A 26884-nucleotide genomic window follows, 5' to 3' on the forward strand; every position below is an offset into this window, starting at 1 on the left:
GATGCGCAGATCGACTCTCTGGACCCTGTTGCTGCTGCTGGTGCTGGCGCTGCTGCCTTACCTGGCGGCGGCGCTCGAACTGGACTTCTATGTGTCGGTGGTGCGGCGCATGCTGATCTATGCGGTGGCCGCCACCAGCCTGAACCTTATCCTGGGCTACGGAGGCATGGTGGCGCTGGGCCATGCGGCCTTCTTCGGCGCGGGCGCCTATGCGGTGGGCATTCTGGATGCGGCGGGCATCGCTTCGGCGCTGGTCGCCTGGCCGGCCGCGGTGGGCGTCGCGGCGTTGCTGGCCTTGCTGATCGGCGCGGTGTCGCTGCGCACGCGGGGCGTCTACTTCATCATGATCACGCTGGCATTCGCGCAGATGGTGTATTACCTGTTCATTTCGCTGCGCCAGTATGGCGGCGAAGACGGCCTGAACCTGTCGGGATATTCGCTGCTGCCGGGGCTCGATCTTGCCGACAGCACCCAGTTCTACTATCTGGTGTTGGCGCTGTTCATCGTGGCGATGTGGGCATTCAACCGTCTGGTTGATTCGCGGTTCGGCATGGCGTTGCAGGGCGTACGCGAAAACGAGTCGCGCATGGAAGCGCTGGGCTATCCGGTGTATCGCCTGAAGCTGGTCGCCTTTGTGCTCAGCGGGGCAGTGGGCGGCCTGGCGGGCGCCTTGCTGGCCAACCACAATCTCTTCATTTCGCCCAGCCTGATGCACTGGACGCAATCGGCCAACCTGCTGGTGATGGTGCTGGTGGGCGGAATCGGCCTGCGCTACGGCGGCGTGGTGGGCGCAGTGCTGATGCTCACGCTTGAAGAAGTGCTGCGCATGTGGACAGAATACTGGCACCTGCCGCTGGGCGTGCTGCTGCTGTGCGTGGTGTTCGGTGCGCCGCGCGGCGTGGCGGGCCTGGCGGGCCCGTGGTTCACGGGCGCCGCGCGCGGAGAACGCGCATGACGGCGGCCCGCACACCCATGCCCGCCGGCGCGGCCGCCGCATCCCAGAGCGCCGTGCTGCAGGCCACCGGCCTGGTGCGCCGCTTCGGCGCGCTGCTTGCCACCGACCACGTATCCCTGACCCTGGCGCCTGGCGAGATACATGCGCTGATCGGCCCCAACGGCGCGGGCAAGTCCACGCTGATACACCTGCTGTCGGGCACCCTGCCCGCCGACGAGGGCAGGCTGCTGCTCAACGGCGCGGACATCACCCGGCTCAATGCGCACCAGCGCGTGGCTGCGGGGCTGTCGCGTTCGTACCAGGTCACCAATATTTTCAAGGCGTTCAGCGTGCGCGACAACCTGCTGCTGGCGGCGCAGGCCCGCGCGGGCAGCAGCTTCCGCTTCTGGTCGCCGCGGGCGGCGGATACCGCGCTTCATGACGCGGCGCATGCGCTGGCGCGGCAGTGCGCCATCGACGACAGCCTGTTCGACCGCCCCGCCGGCACGCTGCCGCACGGCGAACAGCGCAAGCTGGAGTTCGCGCTGGCGCTGGCCGCGCGGCCCAGCGTGCTGTTGCTGGATGAGCCCATGGCAGGCATGGGGCCCGATGAAACGCTGCGCCTGACCGACCTGATCGAATCATTGCGGGGGCAGGCGGCCATGTTGCTGGTAGAGCACGACATGCAGGCCGTGTTCCGGCTGGCCGACCGCATTTCGGTGCTGGTGTACGGACGCATTATCGCTACCGGCACGCCCGCCGAAATCCGCGCCGATCCGGCCGTGCGGCAGGCGTACCTGGGCGAAGACGCAACCCCCACGGAGCGCGCGACATGTTGACGATGCAGGGCGTGCAAAGTGGCTATGGCGCCAGCCAGGTGCTGTTCGGTGTCGATCTGCAGGTGGGCGCCGGGCAGGTGGTCACCCTGCTGGGCCGCAACGGCATGGGCAAGACTACCTTGCTGCGCACGCTGTTCGGCCAATTGCCATTGCGCGCCGGCGCCATACAGTTCGCCGGAAGCGATATCGGCGGCTGGGCCCCCGACCGCATCGCGCGCGCCGGCCTGGCCATCGTGCCCGAAGGGCGGCAGTGCTTTCCCAACCTTACCGTGCGCGAGCACCTTACCGCGTTTGCCGCGGTTCGCAACCCCGGCATCGTGCAGCCCTGGACGGTGGATCGGGTGCTGGAGCTGTTTCCGCGCCTGGGCGAGCGCGCGCGCAACATGGGCAACCAACTGTCGGGCGGCGAGCAGCAGATGCTGGCCATCGGGCGCGCGCTGGTCACCAACCCTCGCCTGCTGGTGCTGGACGAAGCCACCGAAGGGCTCGCGCCGCTGGTGCGCGAAGAAATCTGGTCGTGCCTGGCCACGTTGCGCGCCGCCGGCCAGACCATTCTCGTGATCGACAAGTACGTCGAGCGCCTGTTGGCGCTGGCCGACCGCCATGTCATCCTGGAGCGCGGCAAGGTCGTCTGGACCGGCGACTCGCAGCAGCTCGACCGCGACCGGGGCCTCTGGGAACGTTACCTGGGCGTGTAGCCCAGGCGGCCGCGCGGGGTCAGGGGGGCGGGCGCTACGATACGGCATGACGCTTGCTGGCCTTGCGCCATCACATCCGGAGCTTCCCATGCCCATGACCCATCGCTACGTACCGGAAACACTCACGCGCGCCGACATCGACGCCCGCCCGGGCGGCCTGGTGCTTGAGTTCGGCACGAACTGGTGCGGCTTCTGCCAGGGCGCCCAGCCGCTCATCGAACAGGCTTTCGCCGCGCATCCGCAGGTGCAACATATCAAGGTCGAGGACGGCAGCGGCCGCCCGCTGGGGCGTTCTTTCCGCGTCAAGCTGTGGCCCACCCTGATCTTCCTGCGCGACGGCCAGGAAGTTTCGCGCCTGGTGCGCCCGGGCAATGCCCAGGAGATCGTCCGCGCCCTGGGGCAGGTCGCCTGAAAATCAGCGCCCCTGGCGCCCCCGGCGCTTCCTGTACTGCCTTGGGCCGCCCCAACGCGGCATGGACCGCTGGCGCCGTCCGCGGGTGCAGGCGGAACTTGGCGCGCACCCGGTATTAACCCGGCATTGCCATTCTTGCGTCGCTGGTTCCACGGGTATATAGTTGAAACCTAAACTAATTGGCCGGTGGAACTTGTCCGCCGCTGTCCGGTGTCACGGAGGCTGTTGCGCAATGAAGATCGTCTGCCTGGGCGGTGGGCCCGCCGGCCTGTATTTCGGCCTGCTCATGAAGCTGCAGAATCCGGCCAACGATGTCACCGTCATCGAGCGCAACCGCCCGTACGACACGTTTGGCTGGGGCGTGGTGTTTTCCGACGCCACCATGGACAACCTTCGCCAGGCCGACCCGGTATCGGCGCAAACCATAGGCGACGCGTTCAACCACTGGGACGACATCGACATCCACTTCAAGGGCCGCAGCGTGCGCACGCACGGGCACGGCTTTATCGGCATCGGCCGCAAAAAGCTGCTGAACATCCTGCAACAGCGCTGCGAAGACGTGGGTGTGAAGCTGGTGTTCGAAACCTATGTGCAGGACGACCAGGCGGTGGCGCAGCAGTATGACGCCGATCTGGTCATTGCTTCGGATGGCATCAACAGCCTGGTGCGGACCCGCTACGCCGACACCTTCCGGCCCGACATCGACACCCGCCGCTGCCGCTTTGTGTGGCTGGGCACCACCAAGGTATTCGACGCTTTCACCTTCGCGTTCGTAGAAAACGAGCACGGCTGGTTCCAGGCGCACGCCTACCGCTTCGAAGACGGGCTGTCGACCTTCATTGTCGAGACGCCCGAAGAAACCTGGCAAGCGGCCGGCATCGGCGACATGAGCCAGGAAGAGGGCATCGCCTATTGCGAAAAACTCTTCGCGCCCTGGCTGGACGGCCACAAACTCATCAGCAATGCCACGCATCTGCGCGGCGCGGCCATCTGGATACGCTTCCCGCGGGTCATCTGCGATACGTGGGTGCACTGGAACACCCTCGACACGCCGCGCGGGCGCCGCCGTGTGCCCGTCGTGCTGATGGGCGACGCCGCGCATACCGCTCACTTTTCGGTAGGCTCGGGCACGAAGCTCGCGCTCGAAGACGCCATCGAACTGGCGCGTTGCCTGGGTGGGGCCGAAGGCGGGCTGGAGCAGGGCCTGCAGCACTACCAGGACGTGCGCAGCGTTGAAGTGCTCAAGATCCAGAACGCGGCGCGCAACTCCACCGAATGGTTCGAGAACGTGCGGCGCTACGCCGGGCTGGAGCCCGAGCAGTTTGCCTATTCGCTGCTGACTCGGTCGCAACGCATTTCGCACGAGAACCTTCGGGTGCGCGACCCGGCCTGGCTGGACGGCTACGAACGCTGGCTGGGCGCGCGAGCCGGCGCCGACGTGGGCAACTCGGCGCGGGCGCCGCTGCCCATGCTCACGCCCTACCGGGCAAGGGGCGTGCAACTGAAAAACCGCATCGTCGTGTCGCCCATGGCCATGTATTCCTGCGTAAACGGGGTGCCGGGCGAGTTCCATCTGGTGCACCTGGGCGCCCGCGCGCTGGGCGGCGCGGGCCTGGTCATGGTCGAAATGACCTGCCCGTCGGCCGACGCGCGCATTACGCCGGGATGCCCGGGGCTGTGGAACGACGAGCAGGCTCGCGCCTTTGCCCGCATCGTCGATTTCGTGCACGCCAACAGCGACGCGCGCATCGGCATCCAGCTGGGTCACGCCGGCCGCAAGGGCTCGACGCAAGTGGGGTGGCAGAAAATGGATCACCCGCTGCCCGACGGCAACTGGCCGTTGTTGTCGGCTTCGGCCTTGCCCTATCTGCCGGGCGTGTCACAGACGCCGCGGGCAATGGATCGCGCCGACATGGACCGCGTGCGAGACGACTTCGTGGCCGCGGCGCGCCGCGCCGGGCAGGCGGGGTTCGACTGGCTCGAACTGCATTGCGCGCACGGGTACCTGCTGTCCAGCTTCATATCCCCGCTTACCAACCGACGCGACGATGAATATGGCGGCAGCCTGGACAACCGCCTGCGCTACCCGCTTGAAGTGTTTCGCGCCGTGCGGGCCGCCTGGCCGCAGGACCGGCCGATGTCGGTGCGCATTTCCGCCCATGATTGGGTAGAAGGCGGCATCACTGCCGACGACGCCGTCGAGATCGCCCGCCGCTTCAAGGACGCCGGCGCCGACATGATCGATTGTTCTTCGGGCCAGGTCAGCCCCGACCAGCAACCCGTGTACGGCCGCATGTATCAGACGCCATTCGCCGACCGGGTGCGCAACGAAGCGGGCATTCCCACCATCGCGGTGGGGGCGATTTTCGAGGCCGACCACGCCAACGGCATCATCGCCTCGGGCCGCGCCGACCTGTGCGCGCTGGCGCGTCCGCACCTGGCCGATGCGGCCTGGACGCTGCGCGAGGCCGCGCGGGTAGGCTACAGCGACACCACCTGGCCGCCGCAGTACATGGCCGGCAAGCGGCAACTCGAAACCAATTTCGAACGCGCCGCGATGATGGCGCAACAGGACCTGAAATGACATCGTCCGTGATTTCCCTGGCCGGCCGGCACGCGCTGGTAACGGGCGGCGCGCGCGGCATCGGCCTGGCCTGCGCGCAGGCGCTGCTGCGGCGCGGCGCTGCGCTGACCTTGCTGGGCCGCGACCGCGCGGCGCTGGATGCGGCGGTTGCCGACCTGGGCAGACACGGCGCGGTGCGCGCCGTGTCTGCCGATATTGCCGACGAACGTTCGGTGCGCGCCGCGTTCGAGCAGGCCGCACGCGAGGCCGGACCGGTGGACATCCTGGTCAATAACGCCGGGCAGGCCGTCAGCCAGCGCTTTGACCGTACCGACGCCGAGATGTGGCAGGCCATGCTGGCCGTGAACCTTACGGGCACATTCCACTGCATCCAGGCGGCGCTGCCGGCCATGCTGGCCAGCGGCTGGGGGCGGGTCATCAACGTGGCAAGCACCGCGGGGCTGATCGGCTACCCGTACGTCAGCGCCTATTGCGCGGCCAAGCACGGCGTGGTGGGCCTGACACGGGCGCTGGCGCTCGAGGTGGCGCGCAAGGGCGTCACGGTAAACGCCGTATGCCCCGGTTTTACCGAAACCGATATTGTGCGCGACGCGGTGCACAACATTGTGCAAAAGACCGGGCGCACCGCCGAACAGGCGCGCGCCGAACTGGCCGCGCGCAACCCGCAGGGCCGGCTGGTGCAGCCCGACGAAGTGGCCGAGGCCGTCGCTTGGCTGGCCCTGCCCGCATCCGCAGCCATCAATGGCCAGGCGATCGCCGTCGACGGCGGTGAAGTCATGCCCGGCTGACATCGGCCTTCCGGCCAGGAGACCCCATGAACCAGGCAGCATCCGAACACACCATGAAACACCACCGGCGCCCCTGCGCCGACTACGCCGCCCGCACCTTCCTGTGGCAGGTGTCGGACGACGGCAAGGTGGGCACCATTACGCTGAATCGGCCCGAGCGCAAGAACCCGCTGACCTTCGATTCGTATGCCGAGCTGCGCGACCTGTTCCGCCGCCTGGTGTATGCCACCGATGTGAAGGTGGTGGTCGTTACGGGCGCGGGCGGCAATTTCTGTTCGGGCGGCGACGTGCACGAAATCATCGGCCCGCTTACCCGCATGAGCATGCCCGAACTGCTGGACTTCACCCGCATGACCGGCGACCTGGTCAAGGCCATGCGCGCCTGCCCGCAGCCCATCGTGGCCGCCGTGGATGGCGTGTGCGCCGGCGCGGGCGCCATGATCGCCCTGGCCTCGGACATGCGGCTGGGCACGCCGGCGGCGCGCACGGCGTTCCTGTTCAGCCGGGTAGGGCTGGCGGGCGCCGACATGGGAGCCTGCACATTGCTGCCGCGCGTCATCGGGCAGGGCCGCGCGTCCGAACTGCTGTACACCGGCCGTTCCATGAGCGCCGAGGAGGGCCTGCAATGGGGTTTCTTCAACAGCCTGCACGACGGCGCGGCGCTGATGGACGCGGCGCACGGGCTGGCCGCACAGCTGGCCGCCGGCCCGACGTTCGCGCACGGCATTACCAAGAAGCTGCTGCACCAGGAATGGAACATGGGCGTGGACGAAGCCATCGAGGCCGAGGCCGAGGCGCAGGCTATCTGCATGCAGACGCGCGATTTCCGCCGCGCCTATGAAGCCTTCGTGGCCAAGCGCAAGCCGGTATTCGAGGGAGACTGACGTGGCCGACACGACATGGCTGGACTGGCCGTTCTTCGATGATGGGCATCGGTCCATGGCGGCCGGGCTAGAGGCATGGTGTGTGGATGCGCTGGCCCGCATCGACCACCGCGACACCGACGCGGCCTGCCGCAAGCTGGTGTCCGAGTTGGGGCAGGCGGGATGGCTGCGCTATTGCGTGCCGGCCGGGCCAGATCAGTCGTGGGGCGGCGCATTGCCGCAAATTGATTCGCGCATGGTGTGCATCCTGCGCGAAACGCTGGCGCGGCACGACGGGTTGGCCGATTTCGCGCTGGCCATGCAGGGCCTGGGCAGCGGGGCCATTGCGCTGATGGGGCCCGATGCGTTGCGCGAGCGGTACCTTCCGCGCGTGGCCAGCGGGCAGGCCATCGCGGCCTTCGCGCTGTCGGAGCCGGACGCGGGCTCTGACGTGGCGGCTCTGTCGTGCCAGGCGCGCCAGGATGGCGACAGCTATGTGCTGGACGGCGCCAAGACCTGGATATCCAACGGCGGCATCGCCGATTTCTACTGCGTGTTCGCTCGTACGGGCGAGGCGCCCGGCGCACGCGGCATCAGCGCGTTTGTGGTGGATGCGGGCACGCCCGGCCTGGAAATCGCCGAGCGTATCGACGTCATCGCCCCGCACCCGCTGGCCACGCTGGCGTTCGACGGCTGCCGCATCCCCGCGAGCCAGCGTCTGGGCGACGCCGGGCAGGGCTTCAAGCTGGCCATGATGACGCTGGACATCTTTCGCGCGTCGGTGGCCGCGGCGGCCCTGGGCTTTGCCCGCCGCGCGCTGGACGAAGCCGTGAAGCGCTCGCGCGAGCGCCGCATGTTCGGCCAGACCCTGGCCGACATGCAGCTGACCCAGGCCGCGCTGGGCGACATGGCAACCGCCATCGATTCGGCGGCCCTGCTTACGTATCGTGCCGCCTGGCTGCGCGACGTGCAGGGTGGGCGCACGACCCGCGAGGCCGCCATGGCCAAGATGGCGGCCACCGAATCGGCGCAAACGGTCATCGATCGCGCGCTGCAGATGTTCGGGGGCGCGGGGGTCGTGTCGGGCATGCCCGTCGAGAAGCTGTACCGGGAAATCCGCGCCCTGCGTATCTACGAAGGGGCCACCGAAGTCCAGAAACTGATCATTGCACGAGAGCTGCTCAAAGACTGACGGCAGCCATACACCGCATTGCCAAGGGGATTAGCATGGAACGCTCTGCCCACGTGGATACTTTCGCCCGCGATCATCTGCCGCCCGTCGAGGAATGGCCCGAGTTTTTGCTGGACAGCCCCGACGTGGCCTACCCCGCGAGGGTGAATTGCGCGGTGGAACTGGTGGACGCAATGGTCGGGCGCGGCTTCGGCTCGCGCCCGGCGCTGCGCTGGCGGCGCGACGGCGCGGCCGCCGTGATGACCTACGCCGAGCTGCAGGCCCTGACCAACCGCATCGCGCGCGTGCTGGTCGAAGACATGAAGCTGGTGCCCGGCAACCGCATCCTGCTGCGCGGCCCCAACAACCCCATGATGGCGGCGTCGTGGCTGGCGGCCATCAAGGCCGGGCTGGTCACGGTGCCCACCATGCCGCTGTTGCGCGCCAAGGAACTCAAGCAGATCATCACCAAGGCGCGCGTATCGGCCATGCTGTGCGATGCACAGCTGCGCACCGAGGCGCAGTACTGCATGCAGCCCGGGCACGAGCACTATTGCGAAGACCTGCGGCAGATCGTGCTGTTCAATGATCCGGCCGCCGACGCGCTGGACGCCCGCGCGGCCGCCAAGCCCGACGACTTCACGGCGTGCGACACGGCGATCGACGATGTATGCCTGATCGCCTTCACCAGCGGCACCACCGGCTCGCCCAAGGGCTGCATGCATTTTCATCGCGATGTGCTTGCCATGTGCGACCTGTTCCCGCGCCACGTCATCAAGCCGGGCCCGGATGATATTTTCTGCGGCACGCCGCCCCTGGCGTTCACGTTCGGATTGGGCGGACTGCTGTGCTTTCCGCTGCGCGTGGGCGCCAGCACTGTCCTGGGCGAAAAGCTCACGCCCGACAGCCTGCTGGAGCTGATCCAGGATTTCCGCGCCACGATTGTGTTCACCGCGCCCACCTTTTATCGCCAGATGGCGGCGGCGGCGGGCAAGTACGACATCAGTTCGCTGCGCAAGAGCGTGTCCGCGGGCGAGGCGCTGCCCGACGCGACGCGGCAGCTGTGGAAACAGGCCACGGGCATCGAGATGATCGACGGCATCGGCGGCACCGAGATGATCCATGTGTTCGTTTCCAGCCCGCCCGACCAGGTGCGCCCGGGCGCCATCGGCAGGGTGGTGCCGGGCTATGTGGCCTGCGTTGTGGACGACGACATGCAGCCGGTGCCCAACGGCACGCCCGGCCGCCTGGCGCTGAAGGGCCCCACCGGGTGCCGCTACCTGGCCGATGAACGGCAGCGCCGCTTCGTGCAGCAGGGCTGGAACCTGCCGGGCGATACGTTCATACGGGATGATGACGGCTATTTCTTCTATCAGGCGCGCAACGACGACATGATCGTCTCGGCCGGCTACAACATCGCCGGCCCCGAAGTCGAAGACGCCTTGCTGCGCCACGAGGCCGTGGCCGAATGCGGCGTGGTGGGCGCCCCCGACGAAGAGCGCGGCCAGGTGGTCAAGGCGTTTGTGGTGCTCAAGCCCGGCCATGCCGCCAGCCCCGAGCTGGCGTCCGAGCTGCAGGCTTTTGTAAAGGCCACCATCGCGCCCTACAAATACCCCCGCGCGATCGACTTCGTGGATGCGCTGCCGCGCACTGAAACCGGCAAGCTGCAGCGCTTTGCGCTGCGCAAGCTGGCACAGGGGAAGGGATGAGCGCGCCGTTTGTCAGCGAAGTCGAAGTGCGCTTCCGGCACTGTGACCCGGCCGGCATCGTCTTCTACCCGCGCTATTTCGAGATGATCAACGACTTTGTCGAAGAGTGGTTCGACAAAGGGATGGGCATGCCTTTTCATGCTCTGCATGTTGATCGCCAGATCGGCACGCCGCTGGCGTCCGTGCAATGCGATTTCACCGCGCCCAGCCGCTGGCACGAAAGGCTGCGCCAGGAACTCGCCGTGCGGCGTATCGGCGGGGCCTCGTTTACGGCCGGGGTGCGCTTTGCCGGCCCCGACGGCAGCACGCGCCTGAAGGCCGAGCTGACGATTGTGACGGTCGACCTGCGCGTCATGCGCTCGACGGCCATTCCCGATGATTTGCGCCAGCGCATGCAGGCGTTTCTTATTACAGGATGACCCCATGAAGATTCTTCAACCGCCCAGCTGGACGCCGCCGCGTGGATACTCGAACGGCGTGATGACGCAGGTGGGCGTGGGCGACCGCCTGTTGTTCGTAGGCGGACAGGTGGGCTGGAACGGCAACCAGCAGTTCGAAACCGACGACTTTGCGGGCCAGGTGCGCCAGACGCTGGAGAACATCGTGGCCATTCTCGCCGAAGGCGGCGCGCGTCCCGAACACATTGTGCGCATGACCTGGTACGTGACCGACAAGCAGGAATATGTGGCGGCGTATCCCGAAATCGGCAAGCACTACCGGGAGGTCATCGGCCGGCATTTCCCGCCCATGACGGCGGTACAGGTGGCAGACCTTATCGAAGACCGCGCCAAGGTCGAGATCGAGGTCACCGCAGTGGTTCCGGCCTGATCCGGCCGGGCCCGCGTCAGCGCAAGACCAGCTCGCCCGCCTCCAGGCGGGCCTGCCCGCCCGGCTGGTCTTCCAGCAAGGTTTCCACTTTGACGCCCACCTGCAGCGTGCAGCCGCCGTAGAAACGCTTGCCGGCGATGATGGCGGCCGATTGCAGCGGCTGCATGCGCCGTTCCAGCTCGGCTTCCTGCTGCTGCACGCCCTGCAGCCCGGCGCACACTTTGGCGTGCGTATTGTGCGCCCGCTCGCCCACGTCGCCTGCGGCCTTTTGCGGATTCATCCGCAGAAACACCAACAGTTTTTCCAGCTTCGACTTTTCTTCTTCCAGGCGCTGGCGTTCGTCCTTGAGCACGGCCCGCCGGGCCTGTGCATGAGGGTCCAGGCCTACACGCACGATCGTGGGCACGGCCGCCATAGAGCCCAGCGTGCCGGCGCGCACCGCATGCAGCGCGCAGGTTTCGCCGCCGGTGATCACGCCCTGCTGCGAGCCGGGCGGCCCTACCATCACACTGTGCCCGGCCAGTACGCGGCTGTGGCGGATTTCACGTTCGGCCATCACCTGCTGGCCGGCGTGAACCAGAGCGTGTTCGATAAAGCGCGCCTTCACCGAGCCCTGGCACTGTATGTGAGCAGCGCGGGAGCCGCCCGGGCCTTCGCCCGGCGCAGGCTCGGCCATGCCGATGATGCCGCCATTCACCGTCAGGCTGCCGCCGGCGACGATCTGCGCCGCTTCGACCGTGCCGCCCACCACGACATCGCCGCTGACGCGTACGGTCATGCCGGCAGTCACATCGCCCTTGACCCGCAGGGTGCCGTCGAATTCGACATTGCCGGAATGCAGGTCCACCGCCTCGACCTCGACCACCGAGTTCACCAGCGCACCCTGTGGCACCAGCATGGGCGCGCCAGCCACCGCCGCGCGCAGGACGTCAGGGTCTTGTTCGTCGACAGCCACGCCGGCCAGCCCCGGCGCGAACGGCAGGTCGGGCTGCGGCTCGGCGGCCACCGGCTGGCCGGTCACATCCTGGCCGTCCGTGCCGGGCGTCGCGGCAATGCGGCGCACCAGCGGCGTGCCGGCCTGCACCAGCACCAGGTTGCCCAGGTTGCGGTAGTCCACGGGCGCGTTGTCATCGTGAATCTGCGCCAGCGGGTTGCAGATCAGGCTTTCGAACCGGGTGGGCGTGCCGGGCCGGGCGGGCACGCCGTGCGCGACGGGCATGGCTTCGCAACGCCCGCGTTCCAGCGCCAGGCGGATCGCCGCGGCATCGATGCCGGCCACCACGTTCTGCGCGGCCAGCGCGGCCTCGATATCCTGTTGACTGACGGGGCGGCCGCCGCGCGGCGGCGCCAGCGTGAGCAGGGCGGTCATGCGGTCGGGCTCGACATCCACCTGCACTGCGCCGTCGCGCACCTCGCCCACCGCCGCGGTAACCGGGCCATCGGCGTCACGGCACTGCTGCACGAATGCCGCCGCTTGGGCGTGGTCCAGTACGTCGGACCCCCAGCCCTGTCGCTGCGCGGCCGCAGCCAGCGTGTCCCAGGTAATTGGCTGGCCGCCAGCGCCCGCCGCGCCGAAGGTGGCCGACAGCACGCCCGTCGCGGGATCCACGGCCAATTGCACTGCATCGTCGCCCATGCCGTCCTCCGGACTGAACACCGGCACCATGGGCCAGAGTTCGGGATTTGTAAAATCCCGAAATATTAAGACATATCCAGTGCGGATGCAGGCGGCCAATGCCGGGTGTCTGACACCCAAAGGGTGTCAGACACCTTTCCACTCCAGGCACCGCCGTCCCTTTAAGCGCTTCTGGTGTCTGACACCCAAAGGGTGTCAGACACCTTTCCACTCCAGACCCAGCCGCCCCTTTTAGCGCTTCTGGTGTCTGACTCCCAAAGGGTGTCAGACACCCTTCCACCCCAGGCCCAGCCGGCCCTTTAAGCGCTTCTGGTGTCTGACTCCCAAAGGGTGTCAGACACCTTTCCACCCCAGGCCCAGCCGCCCCGTTAGCGCTTCACGTGTCAGACACCCGCCCCGCATCCGACCTTATTTCTTCATTTCCCCGAAAACCGCTTCGGCGATGTCGAGCGTGGCGTCGATGACGCTGTCGTCGTGCGTGGCCGAGACGAATCCGGCTTCAAAGGCCGACGGCGCGAAATGTACGCCGCGGTCCAGCATGGCGTGGAAAAACTGTTTGAAGGCATCGGTATCGCTGTCCGAAACTTCGGCGAAAGAGGCCGGCACCGTGTCGCGGAAATACAGGCCGAACATGCCGCCGATGGCATCGGCCGCAAACGGGATGCCCGCCGCCCGGGCGCGCTGCTGCAGGCCGTCGGCCAGGCGCAGCGTCTGGCGCGACAATTGTTCATAGAAACCCGGCTGCGCAATCAGTCGCAACGTGGCCAGCCCCGCCGCGACCGCCACCGGGTTGCCCGACAGCGTGCCGGCCTGGTACACGCCGCCCAGCGGCGCCATATGCTGCATCAGGTCGGCGCGACCGCCCACCGCGCCCACGGGCATGCCGCCGCCGATCACCTTCGCCAGCGTCGTCAGGTCGGGCGTCACGCCGGACAGCCCCTGCACCCCTTGCGGGCCGACCCGGAAACCGGTCATGACCTCGTCAAAGATCAGCACCGCGCCGTGCCTGGAGCAGACATCGCGCAGGCCCTGCAGAAAGCCTTCGGCCGGCTTGATGAGGTTCATGTTGCCGGCCACCGGCTCGACAATGACACAGGCGATGTCGGCCCCATGCTGGTCAAAGGCCGCCTGCACCGCTTGCAGGTTGTTGTATTCCAGGGTCAGCGTGTGGGCCACGAACTCGGGGGGCACGCCTGCCGAACTGGGATTGCCGAGGGTCAGCAACCCCGACCCGGCCTTGACCAGCAGGCTGTCGGAATGCCCGTGGTAGCAGCCCTCGAATTTCACGATCTTGGCCCGGCCCGTGGCGCCGCGCGCCAGGCGGATGGCCGTCATGGTGGCCTCGGTGCCCGAACTGACCAGGCGCACGCGTTCCAGCGAAGGCAGGCGCTCGATCAGCACTTCGGCCAGCTCGACCTCGGCCTTGGTGGGCGCGCCGAACGACAGGCCGTCGAGCGCCGCCGTGCGCACCGCTTCGACGACATCCGGGTGCGCATGGCCCAGGATGGCCGGCCCCCACGAGCCCACGTAGTCGATATAGCGGGTGCCCTCTTCGTCCCACACATAAGGGCCCTGGGCGCGCTTGATGAAGCGCGGCGTGCCGCCTACCGAGCGGAAGGCGCGTACGGGCGAATTGACGCCGCCGGGAATGCTGCGGCAGGCGCGATCGAATAGCTGGGCGTTACTGGACATGGCGTTACGGCTTTGAGTAAGAAGAAGCGGAAAACGGCGCCGCGCAGGCCGCGGCGGCCTGTTGAATATCGGGCGCCTCGAACAACCCGTTGATGACGGCAATGCTGTCGGCGCCGGCCTGCGCCACCTGGGGCGCGTTGGCCGGCGTGATGCCGCCGATGGCCACCACGGCGGGCCGCGGGCCGGGCATGCCGGCGGCCAGCTCCCGTGCCCGGGCCAGCAGCGACAAGGGCGCGCGCACGGCCTGCGGCTTGGTCGCAGACGGAAACACCGCGCCGAACGCGATGTAGTCGGCGCCCGCGTCGAGAAGTTCGCGTGCGCGGGCAAGGTCGTTGTAGCAGGACGCGCCCAGCAGCAGGCCCGAGCCGGCCTGGGCGCGGGCCTGTGCCAGGTCGCCGTCGTCGCGGCCCAGGTGGGCGCCCTCGGCGCCGACATCCAGCGCCAGGCGCCAGTGGTCGTTGACCAGGAACACCACGCCCAGCTCGCGGCACAAGTCAGCCAGCACGCGCGCCTGCGCGGCGCGTTGCGCCTCGGTGGCTGTCTTGCGGCGCAGCTGCAGGGCAGTCATGCCGCCGGCCGCCGCGCGGCGCACGGCGTCCGCCAGGCGGTCGGTGTCGTCCCATTCGGGCGTGACGCCGTACAGGCCGCCGGGAAAGCGCAGCCGTCCGGCGAGTGTGTCGGCGCCCTGAAAACCGGCCGGCGTCATGGAGCGGCCACCCGGTTGGGAACGCGCTTGCCCATGCCCGCCAGGAAAGCCGTGGCGACGGCCTGGTCGGCATGGCGCAGGGCCTGCTCGACGGCCTTGGGCATGTCGAGCCCCTGGGCCAGCATGGCGGCTGCGGCCGTGGCGGCCACTCCACCCGTATCGGCGTTGCGCTCGGGCGGCGCCTGCCATGGCCAGGTGGACGTCTGCCCCTCGGGGCCCAGCAACACGTTGGCGTAATGGCCGGGACGCACGGGCGAGCCCAGCACCAGTGCCCATTGGGCACCGCCGGCCAGCATGGCGTGCATGGGGCTGGGCGCGTCGCCGATGTCGATGTCGCCGTCGGCGTGCCATTGGGCCAGGCGCAGATGTTCGACCACCACCAGATCAGTCTGGGGCAGCACGAGTTCCAGCGTGGCGGCCAGCAAGTCATCGGCGTCGTCCTGCGACGCGGCATCGTGCGCGGGCACGCTGCGCTGCCCCAGGTGCAGCACCAGCGGCACTTGGCTGTAATCGGCCGCCACCTGGGCGACGACACTGGCCGCTTCGGTGCTGTGCAGTCCGCCGACCTTGATGGCCTGCACCGGCATGTCTTCGAGCAGGCAGCGGGCCTGGTCGTCCAGCAGCTCCGGCGGGGTAGGGTGGATTTCTTCGATGCCGGCGGTATCCTGCACGGTCAGCGCGGTGGCCGCGGCCAGGCCGTGGCACCCCAGGCGCGCGCAAGTCACCGCGTCAGCAGGCAGGCCGTCGGTCCCGGATGGGTCGACGGGCCCGAAAATCAGCACTACAGGGGGAATCAAGGGGGACACGAGCTGCAGAATATTGAAGAGTGTTGCGCGGGCCTTGCCATGGCCGCCCGGCAACCCCTATTGGGTTTCGGTAAGATTGCCCCATTCTAATGGATGCGCCACGCGCTTTGCCCCTCGTCCGGGGGGCGGGCTTTTGATGTAACAGATAAAAGAGAATTTATGCGTACTTGGATGTGCTTAATCTGCGGTTGGGTATACGATGAAGAGGCCGGCCTGCCGGACGAAGGCATCGCTCCCGGCACGCGCTGGGAAGACGTTCCGCCCAATTGGGTCTGTCCCGAATGCGGTGCCCGCAAGGAAGACTTCGAACTGATGGAAATCTGATCGCGCGGGCGTCCTGCCGTATGCGGCCAGGCCGCCCGGGCACCGCGCCCGAGGGGTTCCCATGACCGATCAATACGACACCCGGTCCGACGACGACGCCACCGACGCGCCGGCTACCGACTTTTCCAACCAGTTCCTGATCGCTATGCCCAGCATGGTCGAAGGCAGCCTGGCAGGCTCGGTAATTTACGTGTGCGAGCACACGGCGCGTGGAGCGCTGGGCCTGGTCATCAACCGGCCAACCGACCTGACGCTGGCCAGCCTGTTCGAACGCATCGATCTCAAGCTCGAGATCCGGCCCGTGAAAGATTCGCCGGTATTTTTCGGCGGCCCCGTGCAAACCGACCGGGGCTTCGTGCTGCACGCGCCGGCAGGCAACTACACGTCCAGCATCAACCTGGGCGATCTGGCGCTGACGACCTCGCGCGATGTGCTGCAGGCCGTGGCCGACGGAGCGGGCCCTGCCCGCATGCTGGTGACGCTGGGCTACGCCGGCTGGGGCGCGGGCCAGCTCGAAAGCGAAATGGCCCAGAATGCATGGCTCAATGTCGGCGCCGATGCCGACATCATTTTCGATGTTCCGCCCGAAGACCGTTATCCGGCGGCGCTGAAGCTGCTGGGAGTCGATCCGGTGATGCTCGCGGTCGGTGCGGGGCATGCCTGACGAGACGCTGCTGGCTTTCGACTTCGGCGAAAAGAAAATCGGCATTGCCATCGGCAATACGCTGACCCGGCAGGCGCGCCCGCTCGAAATCATTTTTTCCGAGGTGCGCGAAGCGCGCTTTGCGCGCATTGCCGAATTGCTGCACGAATGGCAGCCGCAGCGCGTCATCGTGGGCCTGGCGCTGGCCAGCGATGGCGGCGAGCAGCCGGCCACCGCCCGCTGCCGCCGCTTCGCCAACCAGTTGCATGGCCGCTATGGGTTGAAGGTGGAACTCGTGGACGAACGCGGGTCCAGCATGGAAGCCCAGCGGCTGCTGGGCACCCACGCGCCCGATGACGCCGTGGCGGCGGCGGTGATCCTGCAGCGGTACCTCGACGCCTTGCCGTGATGGCGCGCAGGCGGACGACGCACGCGCGGCCGGGTCGCCCCGGGCCGCGCCCCGGCCGGTTCCTGGGCCTGCCTGTTCGCGGGTATGATGCAGGCCGGTCGGCGGCGTGCCTCCCGTATGCGCGCCGCAGCAGCCGGGGAGCCCGAGTTTGCTGAGATTCCTGCGTTTCGTGTTGCGCTTCGCGCTGGTGGTGCCGTGGATACTGTTCGGCCTGCTGTGCGTCGGACTCGCCTATCCATGCATGACGGCGCGGGCGCGCGCCAACCTGAACCGCTACTGGTCGCGCCGGCTGATGTCGCTGTGCGGCATTGGCCTCGCCGTCCAGGGCGCGCCGCTGCTGCAGGGGCCGGTGCTGTGGGTGGCCAACCATGTGTCGTGGATCGACATTTTCGTTTTGAATTCGGTGCGCGCCACCTCGTTCATCGCCAAGAGCGAAATCCGCAAATGGCCGCTGATCGGCTGGCTGGCGGCGGGCGCCGGCACCCTTTTCATCGAACGCGGCCAGCGCCACGCCGTACATGCCATGGGCGAGTCGGTGCGGGCCCGCTTCGCACAAGGCGCCGCGGTGGGCCTGTTTCCCGAAGGAACCACCAGCGAAGGCGATACGGTGCGGCCGTTCCATGCCAGCCTGTTCGAACCCGCCCGCGCGGCGGGCGTACCCGTGCAGCCCGTGGTACTGCGCTTTCTGCAGCATGGGCAACGCAGCCCGCTGGCGGCATTCGTGGGCGAAGAAACACTGGCCGCCAACCTGTGGCGCGTGCTGGGCGCCACCGGTCTGTCGGTGCAGGTGGAATTCCTGCCGCCCGTGCCCACCCACACACCCGAAGGCTCGCCGCCCACCCGCCTGGAACTGTCCAGCCTGGCCCGCGACGCCATCGCCGCCCGGCTATAGCCGCGCCGCTGCTGCCCAGATATCTACCCCGCTGCACGGCGGCCGTCGCCACGGTGTCTGACTCCGGAGGTGTCAGACACCCTTCGGGAGTCAGACACCGGTCGGGCATCCTTCAGTTGTCGGACACCGGCCGGGCATCCGCGCCGCTGCTGCAAAGATATCCGCCCCGCTGCACGGCGGCCGTCGCCACGGTGTCTGACTCCGGAGGTGTCAGACACCCTGCGGGAGTCAGACACCGGTCGGGCATCCTTCAGTTGCCAGACACCGGCCGGGCACCCGCGCCGCTGCTGCTTTCGGGGTTTATTCGGCCAGCGGATCCTGGAACTGCTCGCATTTGATCTGCACCAGCTTGCGGTCCTGCAGTCGGACGGCGGTCAGTGCGCCGCCCCACACGCAGCCCGTGTCCAGGCAGATGACGTCGGGCCGCAACAGCAGGCCCAGCGTCGACCAGTGTCCAAATACCACCGTCACGTCGCGCGTGGCCCGGTCGGGCACGTCGAACCACGGCACCAGGCCTTCCGGCCAGGCGCCGGGCGCCACTTTGGTGGCGAATTCCATTTCGCCCGATGGCGTGCACAGCCGGATGCGCGTCAGCGCGTTGATGATGACCCGCAGCCGCTTGCCGCCCGTGTAGCGTTCCTTCCAGCGCGTGGGCTCGTTTCCGTACATGCGCTGCAAAGCCTTGCGCCAGTCGGGCCCGCGCAAGGCGTCCTGCACTTCGCCCGCCAGCGCCAGCGTCTTGGCCACATCCCACTTGGCCAGCACCCCCGCATGCACCAGCAGGTGGCCATGTTCAAAGTGCGCCAGGGGCCGGTGACGCAGCCAGTCGATCAGGTCGCCGGCGTCTTCGGCGTGCAGGATCTCGTTGATGGTGTCCGACTTGGACGGTTTGCGCACCTCGGCGGCGGCGGCCAGCAAGTGCAGGTCATGGTTGCCCAGCACCGAGACCGCGCGTTCGCCAAGATCGATAATGCGCCGCAAGCTCGCCAGGGACTCCGGGCCCCGGTTGATCAGGTCGCCGGCGAACCAGAACTGGGCGTCCGGATCGCCGGTGAGTTCGGGGTGGCTGAGCAGTTGTTCCAGCGGCGCGCAGCAACCCTGCACGTCGCCTATCATCCAGATGCTACCTTTCATGCCGGGCTGCGTCTCCAGGGCCAGCGCGCTCGCGCAAAGCGTGTCGTGGCGTGGCGGTATTCCATCAGGGTCAGGGCGCCCAGCGCCACCAGCACCGCACCCATGTTGGGGCCCAGTGCCGTCAACCAGGGCGGCCAGCGGCTCAGCATGCCGACATTGAGCGCCAGCTGGTTCAGCATGAAAAAGCCTACGCCCAGCAGTATGCCGATAAATACCTTTGCGCCGACGCCGCCGCGCCGCGTCTGCATGAACCCGATGGGCGCCGCGATGGTGATCATCACCAGCAGGGTGAACGGATAAGACACCTTGCGCCACAGGGCAACCACTTGCCGCCCCGCGTCAAGCTGGTTGTGATGCAGGTAATCGATGTAGTCGAGCAGCGTGTTCAGCGACATGCGTTCCGGCGTCAGCACCCGGGCCAGCAGCCGTTCGGGGCTGAGCGTGGTGTCCAGTTCGCGCTCGGGGACTTTCGATACATATGCCGGCGCCGTCGGTGGCGGCTTGCCATCGGCCAGCGCGTCGGGGGCGCCTTCGGTGATGTTCGTCTCGGCCACATCCCGCAGCACCAGCTTGTCCCCGGCGAAGGCGCCGGTGGCGGCGGTGGAAAGCGTGGTCAGCTGCTGCCCCGGCTTGAATTCGTACAGTGTCACGCCCTCGACGTTGCCGTCGGCCAGCAGCTTGGCGATATTGATGATGCGGGTGCCGCCGTTGCGCGTGGGTTCCTTGAACCAGTAGCCGCTGTCCATGCGGGTGCCGCTGGCCTTGCCGCGGAACATCAGGCTGGCCTCGCCGCTCTTGATTTCGGCGGCCGGCGTGACGAATTCCGACAACAGGGTGGCGCCGACCACCAGCGGCAGGGTGATCAGCCACAGCATGCGCAGCAGCCGCATGCCGCTGACACCCGACACGCGCAGGATCACGAGCTCGTTGCGTTGCGCCAGGCCGGCCAGCGCCAGGACGGCGCCGATGAGCAGCCCGATGGGCAGCAGGTCGTACAGGCGGGTGGGCAGGGCCAGGGCCTGCATGTACAGCAGGGCCACCATGCTGAACTTGTCGCCCACGTTGTCCAGGTCGTCGACCAGCGCAAAAAAGGTGAACAGGCCCAGCAGGGCCAGTAAGACCACTGCACAAGAACGATAGATCTCGCGAGCCAGGTAGCGGCGTGCTGTGCGCATGAAATGGAATGGGTACGTCGGCGCGTAAACGTGACAGCTTACCAAAATCGGGCCCCGTTCCGGGCCCCTGCTGCTGTGTCAGGGAATGTCAACCAGGCGCATGCGGCGGGTCAGTGTATTGGTGCGCGACTTCAAATAACTGGTATTGCGGTTTTTGTCGTAATAGCGCGGGTTGGGCAGCATGGCCGCCAGCCGGGCGGCCTGCGAGGTTCCCAGGTTGGCGGCGCTGGTCTTGTAGTAGTGCCGCGCGGCGGCCTCGGCCCCGAATACGCCCACGCCCCATTCGGCCACATTCAGATACAGCTCCAGGATGCGCCGCTTGGGCATGACGTGCTCGATCATGTATGTCAGCACCAGTTCCTGCCCTTTGCGCAGGTAGCTGCGCGAGCCCGACAGAAACAGGTTCTTGGCAAGCTGCTGGGTGATGGTGGACCCGCCGCGCATCTTGGTACGCCCCCGTTCCTGCTGGCGCTGGTTGTATTCCCAGGCCTTGCGGATGGCGTCCCATTCCACGCCGTCGTGCTCGGTGAAATTGGCGTCTTCCGAAGCCACTACGGCGCGCTTGAGCGTGTTGCTGATGCGGTCGTAAGGCACCCAGGTGTACCGCAGTTCGGCATCGGGGTCGGTTTCGCGCAGGCGCGAAAGCTCCTGGCGCATGATGGCGCTGCTGCCGGGGTCTTGGTAGGCGTACCAGACCACCAGGCAGAACATCCACAGCTGGTACATGATAAGCAGGCAGAGCAGGGCCATGATGCCTGCCCCGATCACCCGCCCCCAACGTATCCGGCTCAGTGTCGAGCGGCGCGCGGACATGCGTGCTCAGCCCTGGGCCAGCAGCGCGGCGCGCAGGGTCGTCAGTACGGGCGATGGGTCGGGCCGCACCCCGTGCCAGATCAGGAAGCTTTCGGCCGCCTGGCCCACCAACATGCCCAGGCCGTCGGCCGTGCGGGCGGCGCCGTCGGCGGTGGCCTGGCGCATGAAGGGGGTGGGGTGGGGCGCGTACATCATGTCGTACGCCAGTGCGTCCGGCGCGTAGAGCTGCTTCGGCAGCTCGGGCGCGGCACCCTGCAGGCTGCTGGCCGTGGCATTGACCACCACATTCCAGCCGCCCGGCGTGCGGGCTTCAGACAGGGCGCCCGCGGTCACGTGCGTGCCCGGCCGCGCGCCCGCGGCCGCCCAGCTGGCGGCCAGGTCGTGGGCGCGCTGGGCATTGCGATTCACGATCTGGATGCGCGCGCAGCCCGCGTCGGCCAGTGGCTGCAGCACGCCGCGGGCCGCGCCGCCGGCGCCCACCAGCAGCACCCGCGCGCCCTCCAGCACGACGCCCAGCCGCAGCAGGTCGCTCACCAGGCCGACACCGTCGGTATTGCAGCCATGCCATTGCCCGTCGCGCAGCCACAGCGTGTTGACCGCGCCGGCCAGGCGCGCCCGTTCGCTCAGGTGCTCGCCGGCCAGGTCGCGGGCCGCTTCCTTGAAGGGCACCGTCACGTTCAACCCCAGCCCGCCTTGCTCGCGAAACGCCTGCACCGTGGCTGCGAAGCCATCCAGCGGCGCCAGCAGCCGCTCATATTGCAGCGGCTTGCCGGTCTGCGCCGAGAACAGCGCGTGGATCTGCGGCGAGCGGCTGTGCTCGACAGGGTTGCCGATGACGGCGTAGCGGGGCAGGCTGAGGTCCTGGGTCATGGGATATGGGTTTCCAGCGTGTCGTTGACGAAGTGCCAGGTGCGGGTAATGACCAGCATATCGGCTTCTCGTGCGATTTCGGGCGGAAAGGGAAGGAAGGGTGCGGCCATCTGCACGATGCGGCGAGCCGCCTGGTTCAGCACGGCATGCTCCGACGGCCGGTCGATTTCGACGCTGGCCACGCTGCCGTCGGCGCGCACCGACACGGTGATCTGCAACGTGCCGTAGATGCGGCCGCGCGCGTCTTCGGGGTAGTGCTGCGTGCCCACGGCCTCGATGCGGGCGCGCCAGGCATCCAGGTAGGCGGCATAGTGCGACGCCTGCGCCGACGGCGCCACGAAGGCCTTGCGAGGTTGCGCGTTATACGCCTGCACCCGGGCGGCCAGCGCCGCGATCCGCGCATTTTGCACCAGGCCCGGCTGGTCATCCACATCTTCGCCCGGCGCCGTGGCGTCGGGCCACGGATAGACCGGCTGGCGTTCCATGCCGGCCTTGTAGCTGGCCTGCAGCTGGCTCAGCAGCAGCATCTGCTCGGCCTCGAGCTGCGCCTGGCGCTTGCGCATGGCCTGCAGCACGATGGTTTCAGCCGACTCGCCCGTACGGGGCAAGGGCGATGCGGCCACGCCCTGGCGGGCGTCCCCGCCCCCATCGACCGCGTTCTGGGCGATCACCTGCGGCTGCACCGGTGTGGATTCCGTGCGGGCATTGACCAGCACGATCTCCAGCGGCGCCTGGCTGGGCCTGGCCGGCGACGGCGCACCGAACCGCCACGCCAGCGCACCGGCGTGCAACAGCAGCGAAATCGCAATCCCGATCCGCAGGTAGTGCTGGGCCGGCGCGCTCAGCCAATGCAAAAACCGGCCCGGCGTCGAGAGGTTATCGACAGAAAATTGCACCAGGGCATTTTAGACGCCTTGCTCGACAATGCGCGCCTTGCGCGCGTTGTTCCGGCGCTATGCCCCGACAACCCCCACAAATCGGCATTCCACCTCCAGCGCGAGTTCATCCACGCCCAGAATGTCGATTTCGACCGCCACGCCTCGTTCCAGCTCGGGCATTCCGCCCACCCGGGTCACGAGCGGCGCATTCGCAAAGCGCACGAGATCGTCCCGCAGCACATGCGCCACCGTGCGGGAAACGCTCTGCTGCTGCAGCCAGCGCAGGCACCAGTAGCGTTCCATATTGTTCTGGAACTCGCCCCACGCCGCATACTGGGAATCGAACGCGCCGATGATGGCGAACAGATCCGCGTCGCGAGGCTTGAAGGGCGCCACCAGGCGGGCCGACACGCCGTGATCGACCGCGGCGATCAGCTGCCATTGGTTCACCAGGTCTACATAACGGCGCAGCGGCGACGTATGCCAGGCATACTGCGGCACGCCGATGGCCTCGTGCGGCAGCGCCTGCGTGCTCATGCGCACCCGCCCGGCCTGCTGCGAACGGTAAATGCCCGGCACTCCATGCTGCTGCAGCAGTCCGCCCCACAGGTTGTTGGCCAGGATCATGTATTCGGCCACCATGCGGTCCAGCGGCGCATTGCGCTGGCGCGGCACCAGCCGCACCGGCGTGTCCGGGTCGTTGGGGTCGCCGTCCAGGTAGAAGCTGTACTCCACGCGCGTATTGTTCTCGGGCTTGCCGCGCACCAGGTCGCGCTGCGCCGACAACGCGCTGGCCAACCGCCACAGCGGCCGCAGCCAATGGCAATATGGAAACTGCGCGTCAGGGTCATTCAACGCCTGCTCGGTGACCTGCGCGTCCAGCATGTTGTGGCGCAGATTCTCGCGCACTATCACGCGTTCCAGCCGCGTTTCCGACTCGGCGATCTCGCCGGTGGCCGGATCGGCCGTCACGTACAGCGACACCGCCGGCACCTCGCGCCCGGCATCCAGCGAGAAGGCCTCGATCACGTTGTCGGGCTGCATCGGAATCTTCTCGCCCGGCATGTACATGGTCGACAGGCGGGCGCGCGCTACCTTGTCCAGCTCGCCGCCGCGCGTCACCGCCAGCCCGGGCGCCGCCACGTGGATGCCCACCCGCACTTTGCCGTCCGGCAGCGTGGCCACCGACAAGGCGTCGTCGATCTCGGTGGTGGTGATGTCGTCTACGGAATAGATTTCCAGGTCCGCGGCCAGCGGCAGGTCGCGTTCGATCGGTGGCACCGGCAGCTCGGGGAACCCTGTGCCGCGCGGAAAATATGCCGACAGGAACCGGCGCTTGTGCAGCGCCAGCGCATGGGGCCAGGCGCCCAGGTCCAGCAGCAGGCGCTCGGGGCTTTTCTGCAGGCGCGCGCAGGCGGCGTCCAGCGCCTTCCAGGGCATGCTGTTCTTGTCCGGGCGGATCAACAAAGATTCGGCGGCCTGGGCGATCTCGGTCGGCAGGCGTCCGGACGCCATTTCTTCGACCCAATGCTCCTGCTGCTCGGCCTGTTTGCGTTTTTTCTCCAGCGCCGCCAGCGCGGCCTCCAGGATGTCCGGCGGGGCGGGGCGGTAGCGCCCGGTGCCGCGCCGGTGGAAATAGGCCGGCGCGCTGTGCAGGCGCATCACGAGCGCCGCACGCTCAACCGGGCTCGGCGCCTGTCCGTAATAATCGGCCGCGAGCGCGGCGGCGTCGAATTCTTCCTGGGGCGCGCATTCCCACAGGAACTGCAGGTCCAGTTCCTCGGCGGCCGCGGCGGCCTCGGCCAGCAACGCAGCGGGCGCCGGCTCGGCGAAAGTGAACAGCGTATTGGCCCGCTTGATCTTGCTGCGCTTGCCCGACTCCGATTCCACCTGCAGGCTGGCGTCGGCTTCCGACAGGATATTGCCGGCCTTGAAGCTGCCGTCTTCTTCGTAAAACACGTACATATTCAGTCCATCGAGGGCACGGCGTCCGGGCTGGCCTGCGCAGCGCGGTTACCGGCCTGTATATATTGCGGGATGCAGAACGGGATCAAGCGTCCGGAGCTTCGAAGGCAAAGTCCAGCACTTCGGGCAGCCAGCGTTCGAAGTCCGACAACCCGTGGTCGCTGCCCTGCACAATGCGTTGACGGCAGCCGGCGTAGCGGGCTTGCATTTCGCGCCAGTCGAGCACTTCGTCGCCCGTGGCGGCCACCAGGAAATAACGGTCGGGCTGCGTGATCGCAGCCACGCGGGCCGTTGCAAGCTCGTCGACATATTCGGCGCGGAACTCGAACGGCGTGTCGGAATGATACATGTGATGCTGGCCCACCTGCGTGGCCAGATCGCGCGCGGCCTCGACGGCCGGGTTCAGCAGCACGGCCTTGCACTGCAGCCGCTCGGCCAGCCAGGTGGCGTAATAGCCCCCCAGCGACGAGCCCACGATGGTCAGGCGGCGAGGGTGGTCGGCGCCCTGAAGCAGGTCGCGCGCCAGTTGCAGCGACAGGTTCAGCGCCTGGCGCGGGCTGGCGGGCAATTGCGGGCATTGCCAGTCGCGCGGGCCGGCCAGCCCGCGCCGGGCCAGTTCCTGGGCCATCAGCCGGGCCTTGAACGACACGGGAGACGAGCGGAATCCGTGCAGATACAGAATCATGCGGGCTCCCGGCGGGCCAGGGCCTGGAGCAGCTTGTCGTGCACACCGCCAAAGCCGCCATTGCTCATGACCAGCACATGGTCGCCCGGCCGGGCGGCTTGCGTCACGGCCTCTACCAGCAGGCCCAGGTCGTTGTAGTCGCTGGCGCGATCGCCCAGCGGGGCCAGCACTTCGGCGGGGTTCCACCCCAGGGCATGCTTGCCGCTGCGCTCGCCAAAGCAGAAGACCCGGTCCGCCAGTTGCAGCGCCTGCGGCAGGCGCGCCGCCACGGCGCCCAGCTTCATGGTGTTCGAGCGCGGTTCCAGCACCGCCAGGATGCGCGCCTGCCCGACTTGGCGGCGCAGCCCTTCGAGCGTGGTCGCGATGGCGGTCGGATGGTGCGCGAAATCGTCGTATACCTTTACGCCGCCGGCGGTGCCGCGCAGTTCCATGCGACGCTTGACGCCCCCGAACCGGCTCAATGCCGCCACGCCGTCGGCGGGCGCCACGCCCGCATGCTGCGCGGCCGCCAGCGCGGCCAGGGCGTTCATGCGGTTGTGCTCGCCGCCCAGCGCCCAGCGCACCGTGCCGGCGGACTGCTCGTCGAACAGCACTTCAAAAGCGCCATCCGCGTCGGCAGGGCCGGCCTGCCAGGCGCCGCCCGGCCCGAAACTCACGGTCTCGGACCAGCAGCCGCGTGCGATGACGCGATCCAGCGCATCACTGCTGGCGGGCCGCACGATGCGTCCGCGAGACGGAACCGTGCGCAGCAGATGATGGAACTGGGTCTCGATGGCGGCAAGATCGGGGAAGATGTCGGCGTGGTCGTATTCCAGATTGTTCAGAATCGCCGTGCGCGGACGGTAATGCACGAATTTCGACCGCTTGTCGAAAAAGGCGGTGTCGTACTCGTCCGCCTCGATGACAAACGGCCTTATCGCGGGGTCGTACCGGGCGGATACCTTCAGGTCGTGCGCCACGCCGCCGATCAGGAAGTTGGGGCGCAGCCCTGCCGCCTCGAGTATCCAGGCCAGCATCGAACTGGTGGTGGTCTTGCCGTGCGTGCCCGCCACGGCCAGCACATGCGCACCCGGCAGCACATTGTCGCCCAGCCACTGGGGTCCGGATACATAGCGCGCGCCCGAATCGAGGATGGCTTCCATCAGCGGGTTGCCGCGCGTCACGACGTTGCCTACCACATACAGGTCAGGGCGCAGCGCCATCTGGCCTGCCTCGTAGCCTTCAATGAGTTCGATGCCCTGTTCGGCAAGCTGGGTGCTCATGGGAGGGTAGACCGCCGCGTCGCAGCCCGTGACCCGATGGCCCGCGGCCCGTGCGATCAGCGCCAGGCCGCCCATGAAAGTGCCGCAAATACCAAGAATGTGCAGGTGCATTGATAATCTCCTGCGCGCATTGTAGAGGCTGCTTCGTCGGGCGCAGCCGCGTGGGGT

At 67.8% G+C, this 26884-nt stretch carries 27 protein-coding genes; 15 read left to right on the forward strand and 12 right to left on the reverse strand.

The window, feature by feature from the left end; genetic code table 11:
- Nucleotide 1: 1 nt before the first annotated feature.
- The 11 genes from CAL19_RS01475 to CAL19_RS01525 all read left to right on the forward strand — a co-directional run bounded on the left by CAL19_RS01475 (nucleotide 2) and on the right by CAL19_RS01525 (nucleotide 10826).
- Nucleotides 2–955: a branched-chain amino acid ABC transporter permease gene (locus CAL19_RS01475; protein WP_094795817.1), complete on the forward strand. Its 954-nt coding sequence runs from the start codon at nucleotides 2–4 to the stop codon at nucleotides 953–955.
- A complete protein-coding gene (locus CAL19_RS01480; RefSeq protein ID WP_419670209.1) occupies nucleotides 952–1773 on the forward strand; it encodes an ABC transporter ATP-binding protein in 822 nt (273 codons plus the stop codon). The genes CAL19_RS01475 and CAL19_RS01480 overlap by 4 nt, the downstream gene beginning before the upstream one ends.
- Nucleotides 1767–2471, forward strand: a complete 705-nt coding sequence (locus tag CAL19_RS01485) for an ABC transporter ATP-binding protein (protein ID WP_094795818.1) — start codon at nucleotides 1767–1769, stop codon at nucleotides 2469–2471. The genes CAL19_RS01480 and CAL19_RS01485 overlap by 7 nt, the downstream gene beginning before the upstream one ends.
- Nucleotides 2472–2559: 88 nt before the next feature.
- A complete protein-coding gene (locus CAL19_RS01490; RefSeq protein ID WP_026640655.1) occupies nucleotides 2560–2883 on the forward strand; it encodes a thioredoxin family protein in 324 nt (107 codons plus the stop codon).
- Nucleotides 2884–3115: 232 nt separating this feature from the next.
- Nucleotides 3116–5467 carry a bifunctional salicylyl-CoA 5-hydroxylase/oxidoreductase gene (locus tag CAL19_RS01495; protein WP_094795819.1) on the forward strand — a complete coding sequence of 784 codons (2352 nt, stop codon included), beginning with the start codon at nucleotides 3116–3118 and terminating at the stop codon, nucleotides 5465–5467.
- Entirely contained in the window at nucleotides 5464–6255 is a 792-nt protein-coding gene (locus tag CAL19_RS01500) for an SDR family NAD(P)-dependent oxidoreductase (RefSeq protein WP_026640657.1), read from the forward strand. Before CAL19_RS01495 ends, CAL19_RS01500 begins: the two co-directional genes overlap by 4 nt.
- A 26-nt stretch (nucleotides 6256–6281) precedes the next feature.
- Nucleotides 6282–7139, forward strand: a complete 858-nt coding sequence (locus tag CAL19_RS01505; protein WP_026640658.1) for an enoyl-CoA hydratase family protein — start codon at nucleotides 6282–6284, stop codon at nucleotides 7137–7139.
- Nucleotide 7140: 1 nt separating this feature from the next.
- A complete protein-coding gene (locus CAL19_RS01510) occupies nucleotides 7141–8310 on the forward strand; it encodes an acyl-CoA dehydrogenase family protein (RefSeq protein ID WP_026640659.1) in 1170 nt (389 codons plus the stop codon).
- A gap of 35 nt (nucleotides 8311–8345) precedes the next feature.
- Nucleotides 8346–9998, forward strand: coding sequence for an AMP-binding protein (locus tag CAL19_RS01515; RefSeq protein ID WP_094795820.1), 1653 nt, complete (start codon nucleotides 8346–8348; stop codon nucleotides 9996–9998).
- Nucleotides 9995–10417: an acyl-CoA thioesterase gene (locus CAL19_RS01520; protein WP_026640661.1), complete on the forward strand. Its 423-nt coding sequence runs from the start codon at nucleotides 9995–9997 to the stop codon at nucleotides 10415–10417. Before CAL19_RS01515 ends, CAL19_RS01520 begins: the two co-directional genes overlap by 4 nt.
- 4 nt (nucleotides 10418–10421) lie before the next feature.
- Nucleotides 10422–10826 (forward strand): RidA family protein, encoded by a 405-nt coding sequence (locus CAL19_RS01525; protein WP_094795821.1) that lies wholly within the window; start codon nucleotides 10422–10424, stop codon nucleotides 10824–10826.
- Between the two features lie 16 nt (nucleotides 10827–10842).
- Here CAL19_RS01525 and CAL19_RS01530 read toward each other — a convergent pair whose 3' ends face one another.
- The 4 genes from CAL19_RS01530 to CAL19_RS01545 form a co-directional block, all read right to left on the reverse strand.
- A complete protein-coding gene (locus CAL19_RS01530; protein WP_094795915.1) occupies nucleotides 10843–12462 on the reverse strand; it encodes a DUF342 domain-containing protein in 1620 nt (539 codons plus the stop codon).
- Nucleotides 12463–12870: 408 nt separating this feature from the next.
- On the reverse strand, nucleotides 12871–14154 hold the full coding sequence (gene hemL, locus CAL19_RS01535; RefSeq protein ID WP_026640664.1) for a glutamate-1-semialdehyde 2,1-aminomutase: 1284 nt from the start codon (nucleotides 14152–14154) through the stop codon (nucleotides 12871–12873).
- Nucleotides 14155–14158: 4 nt separating this feature from the next.
- The gene (gene thiE / locus CAL19_RS01540; RefSeq protein WP_094795822.1) at nucleotides 14159–14860 is read right to left on the reverse strand and encodes a thiamine phosphate synthase; all 702 of its coding nucleotides are present in this window, start codon (nucleotides 14858–14860) and stop codon (nucleotides 14159–14161) included.
- Nucleotides 14857–15657, reverse strand: a complete 801-nt coding sequence (locus tag CAL19_RS01545) for a bifunctional hydroxymethylpyrimidine kinase/phosphomethylpyrimidine kinase (protein WP_349290305.1) — start codon at nucleotides 15655–15657, stop codon at nucleotides 14857–14859. Before CAL19_RS01545 ends, thiE begins: the two co-directional genes overlap by 4 nt.
- Nucleotides 15658–15825: 168 nt before the next feature.
- Here CAL19_RS01545 and CAL19_RS01550 point away from each other — a divergent pair, with 168 nt between their 5' ends.
- The 4 genes from CAL19_RS01550 (at nucleotide 15826) to CAL19_RS01565 (ending at nucleotide 17934) form a co-directional block, all read left to right on the forward strand.
- Nucleotides 15826–15990: a rubredoxin gene (locus CAL19_RS01550; RefSeq protein ID WP_003814980.1), complete on the forward strand. Its 165-nt coding sequence runs from the start codon at nucleotides 15826–15828 to the stop codon at nucleotides 15988–15990.
- A 61-nt stretch (nucleotides 15991–16051) separates the two neighbouring features.
- Nucleotides 16052–16654 carry a YqgE/AlgH family protein gene (locus CAL19_RS01555; protein ID WP_026640667.1) on the forward strand — a complete coding sequence of 201 codons (603 nt, stop codon included), beginning with the start codon at nucleotides 16052–16054 and terminating at the stop codon, nucleotides 16652–16654.
- Nucleotides 16647–17042: a Holliday junction resolvase RuvX gene (gene ruvX, locus CAL19_RS01560; RefSeq protein ID WP_026640668.1), complete on the forward strand. Its 396-nt coding sequence runs from the start codon at nucleotides 16647–16649 to the stop codon at nucleotides 17040–17042. Before CAL19_RS01555 ends, ruvX begins: the two co-directional genes overlap by 8 nt.
- Nucleotides 17043–17193: 151 nt before the next feature.
- Nucleotides 17194–17934, forward strand: coding sequence for a lysophospholipid acyltransferase family protein (locus CAL19_RS01565; protein WP_094795916.1), 741 nt, complete (start codon nucleotides 17194–17196; stop codon nucleotides 17932–17934).
- Nucleotides 17935–18234: 300 nt separating this feature from the next.
- On the opposite strand, the gene CAL19_RS01570 is transcribed toward CAL19_RS01565, so the two are convergent.
- From CAL19_RS01570 to mpl, 8 genes are all read right to left on the reverse strand, one after another.
- Nucleotides 18235–19068 (reverse strand): symmetrical bis(5'-nucleosyl)-tetraphosphatase, encoded by an 834-nt coding sequence (locus CAL19_RS01570; RefSeq protein ID WP_094795824.1) that lies wholly within the window; start codon nucleotides 19066–19068, stop codon nucleotides 18235–18237.
- Complete coding sequence (gene lptG, locus CAL19_RS01575) at nucleotides 19065–20243, reverse strand: LPS export ABC transporter permease LptG (RefSeq protein ID WP_026640671.1); 1179 nt, start codon at nucleotides 20241–20243, stop codon at nucleotides 19065–19067. The genes CAL19_RS01570 and lptG overlap by 4 nt, the downstream gene beginning before the upstream one ends.
- Before the next feature lie 78 nt (nucleotides 20244–20321).
- Nucleotides 20322–21056 (reverse strand): monofunctional biosynthetic peptidoglycan transglycosylase, encoded by a 735-nt coding sequence (mtgA, locus tag CAL19_RS01580; protein WP_141214340.1) that lies wholly within the window; start codon nucleotides 21054–21056, stop codon nucleotides 20322–20324.
- A gap of 6 nt (nucleotides 21057–21062) precedes the next feature.
- Nucleotides 21063–21926, reverse strand: a complete 864-nt coding sequence (aroE, locus tag CAL19_RS01585; RefSeq protein WP_026640673.1) for a shikimate dehydrogenase — start codon at nucleotides 21924–21926, stop codon at nucleotides 21063–21065.
- Nucleotides 21923–22822, reverse strand: coding sequence for an energy transducer TonB (locus CAL19_RS01590; protein WP_094795826.1), 900 nt, complete (start codon nucleotides 22820–22822; stop codon nucleotides 21923–21925). Before CAL19_RS01590 ends, aroE begins: the two co-directional genes overlap by 4 nt.
- A 57-nt stretch (nucleotides 22823–22879) precedes the next feature.
- A complete protein-coding gene (locus CAL19_RS01595; protein WP_094795827.1) occupies nucleotides 22880–24769 on the reverse strand; it encodes a ribonuclease catalytic domain-containing protein in 1890 nt (629 codons plus the stop codon).
- Nucleotides 24770–24854: 85 nt separating this feature from the next.
- Nucleotides 24855–25454 (reverse strand): YqiA/YcfP family alpha/beta fold hydrolase, encoded by a 600-nt coding sequence (locus tag CAL19_RS01600; protein WP_094795828.1) that lies wholly within the window; start codon nucleotides 25452–25454, stop codon nucleotides 24855–24857.
- Nucleotides 25451–26827, reverse strand: a complete 1377-nt coding sequence (mpl, locus tag CAL19_RS01605) for a UDP-N-acetylmuramate:L-alanyl-gamma-D-glutamyl-meso-diaminopimelate ligase (RefSeq protein WP_094795829.1) — start codon at nucleotides 26825–26827, stop codon at nucleotides 25451–25453. The genes CAL19_RS01600 and mpl overlap by 4 nt, the downstream gene beginning before the upstream one ends.
- Between the last annotated feature and the right edge of the window lie 57 nt (nucleotides 26828–26884).

The sequence above is a fragment of the Bordetella genomosp. 7 genome, assembly GCF_002261265.1.
GTDB lineage: Bacteria > Pseudomonadota > Gammaproteobacteria > Burkholderiales > Burkholderiaceae_B > Bordetella_A.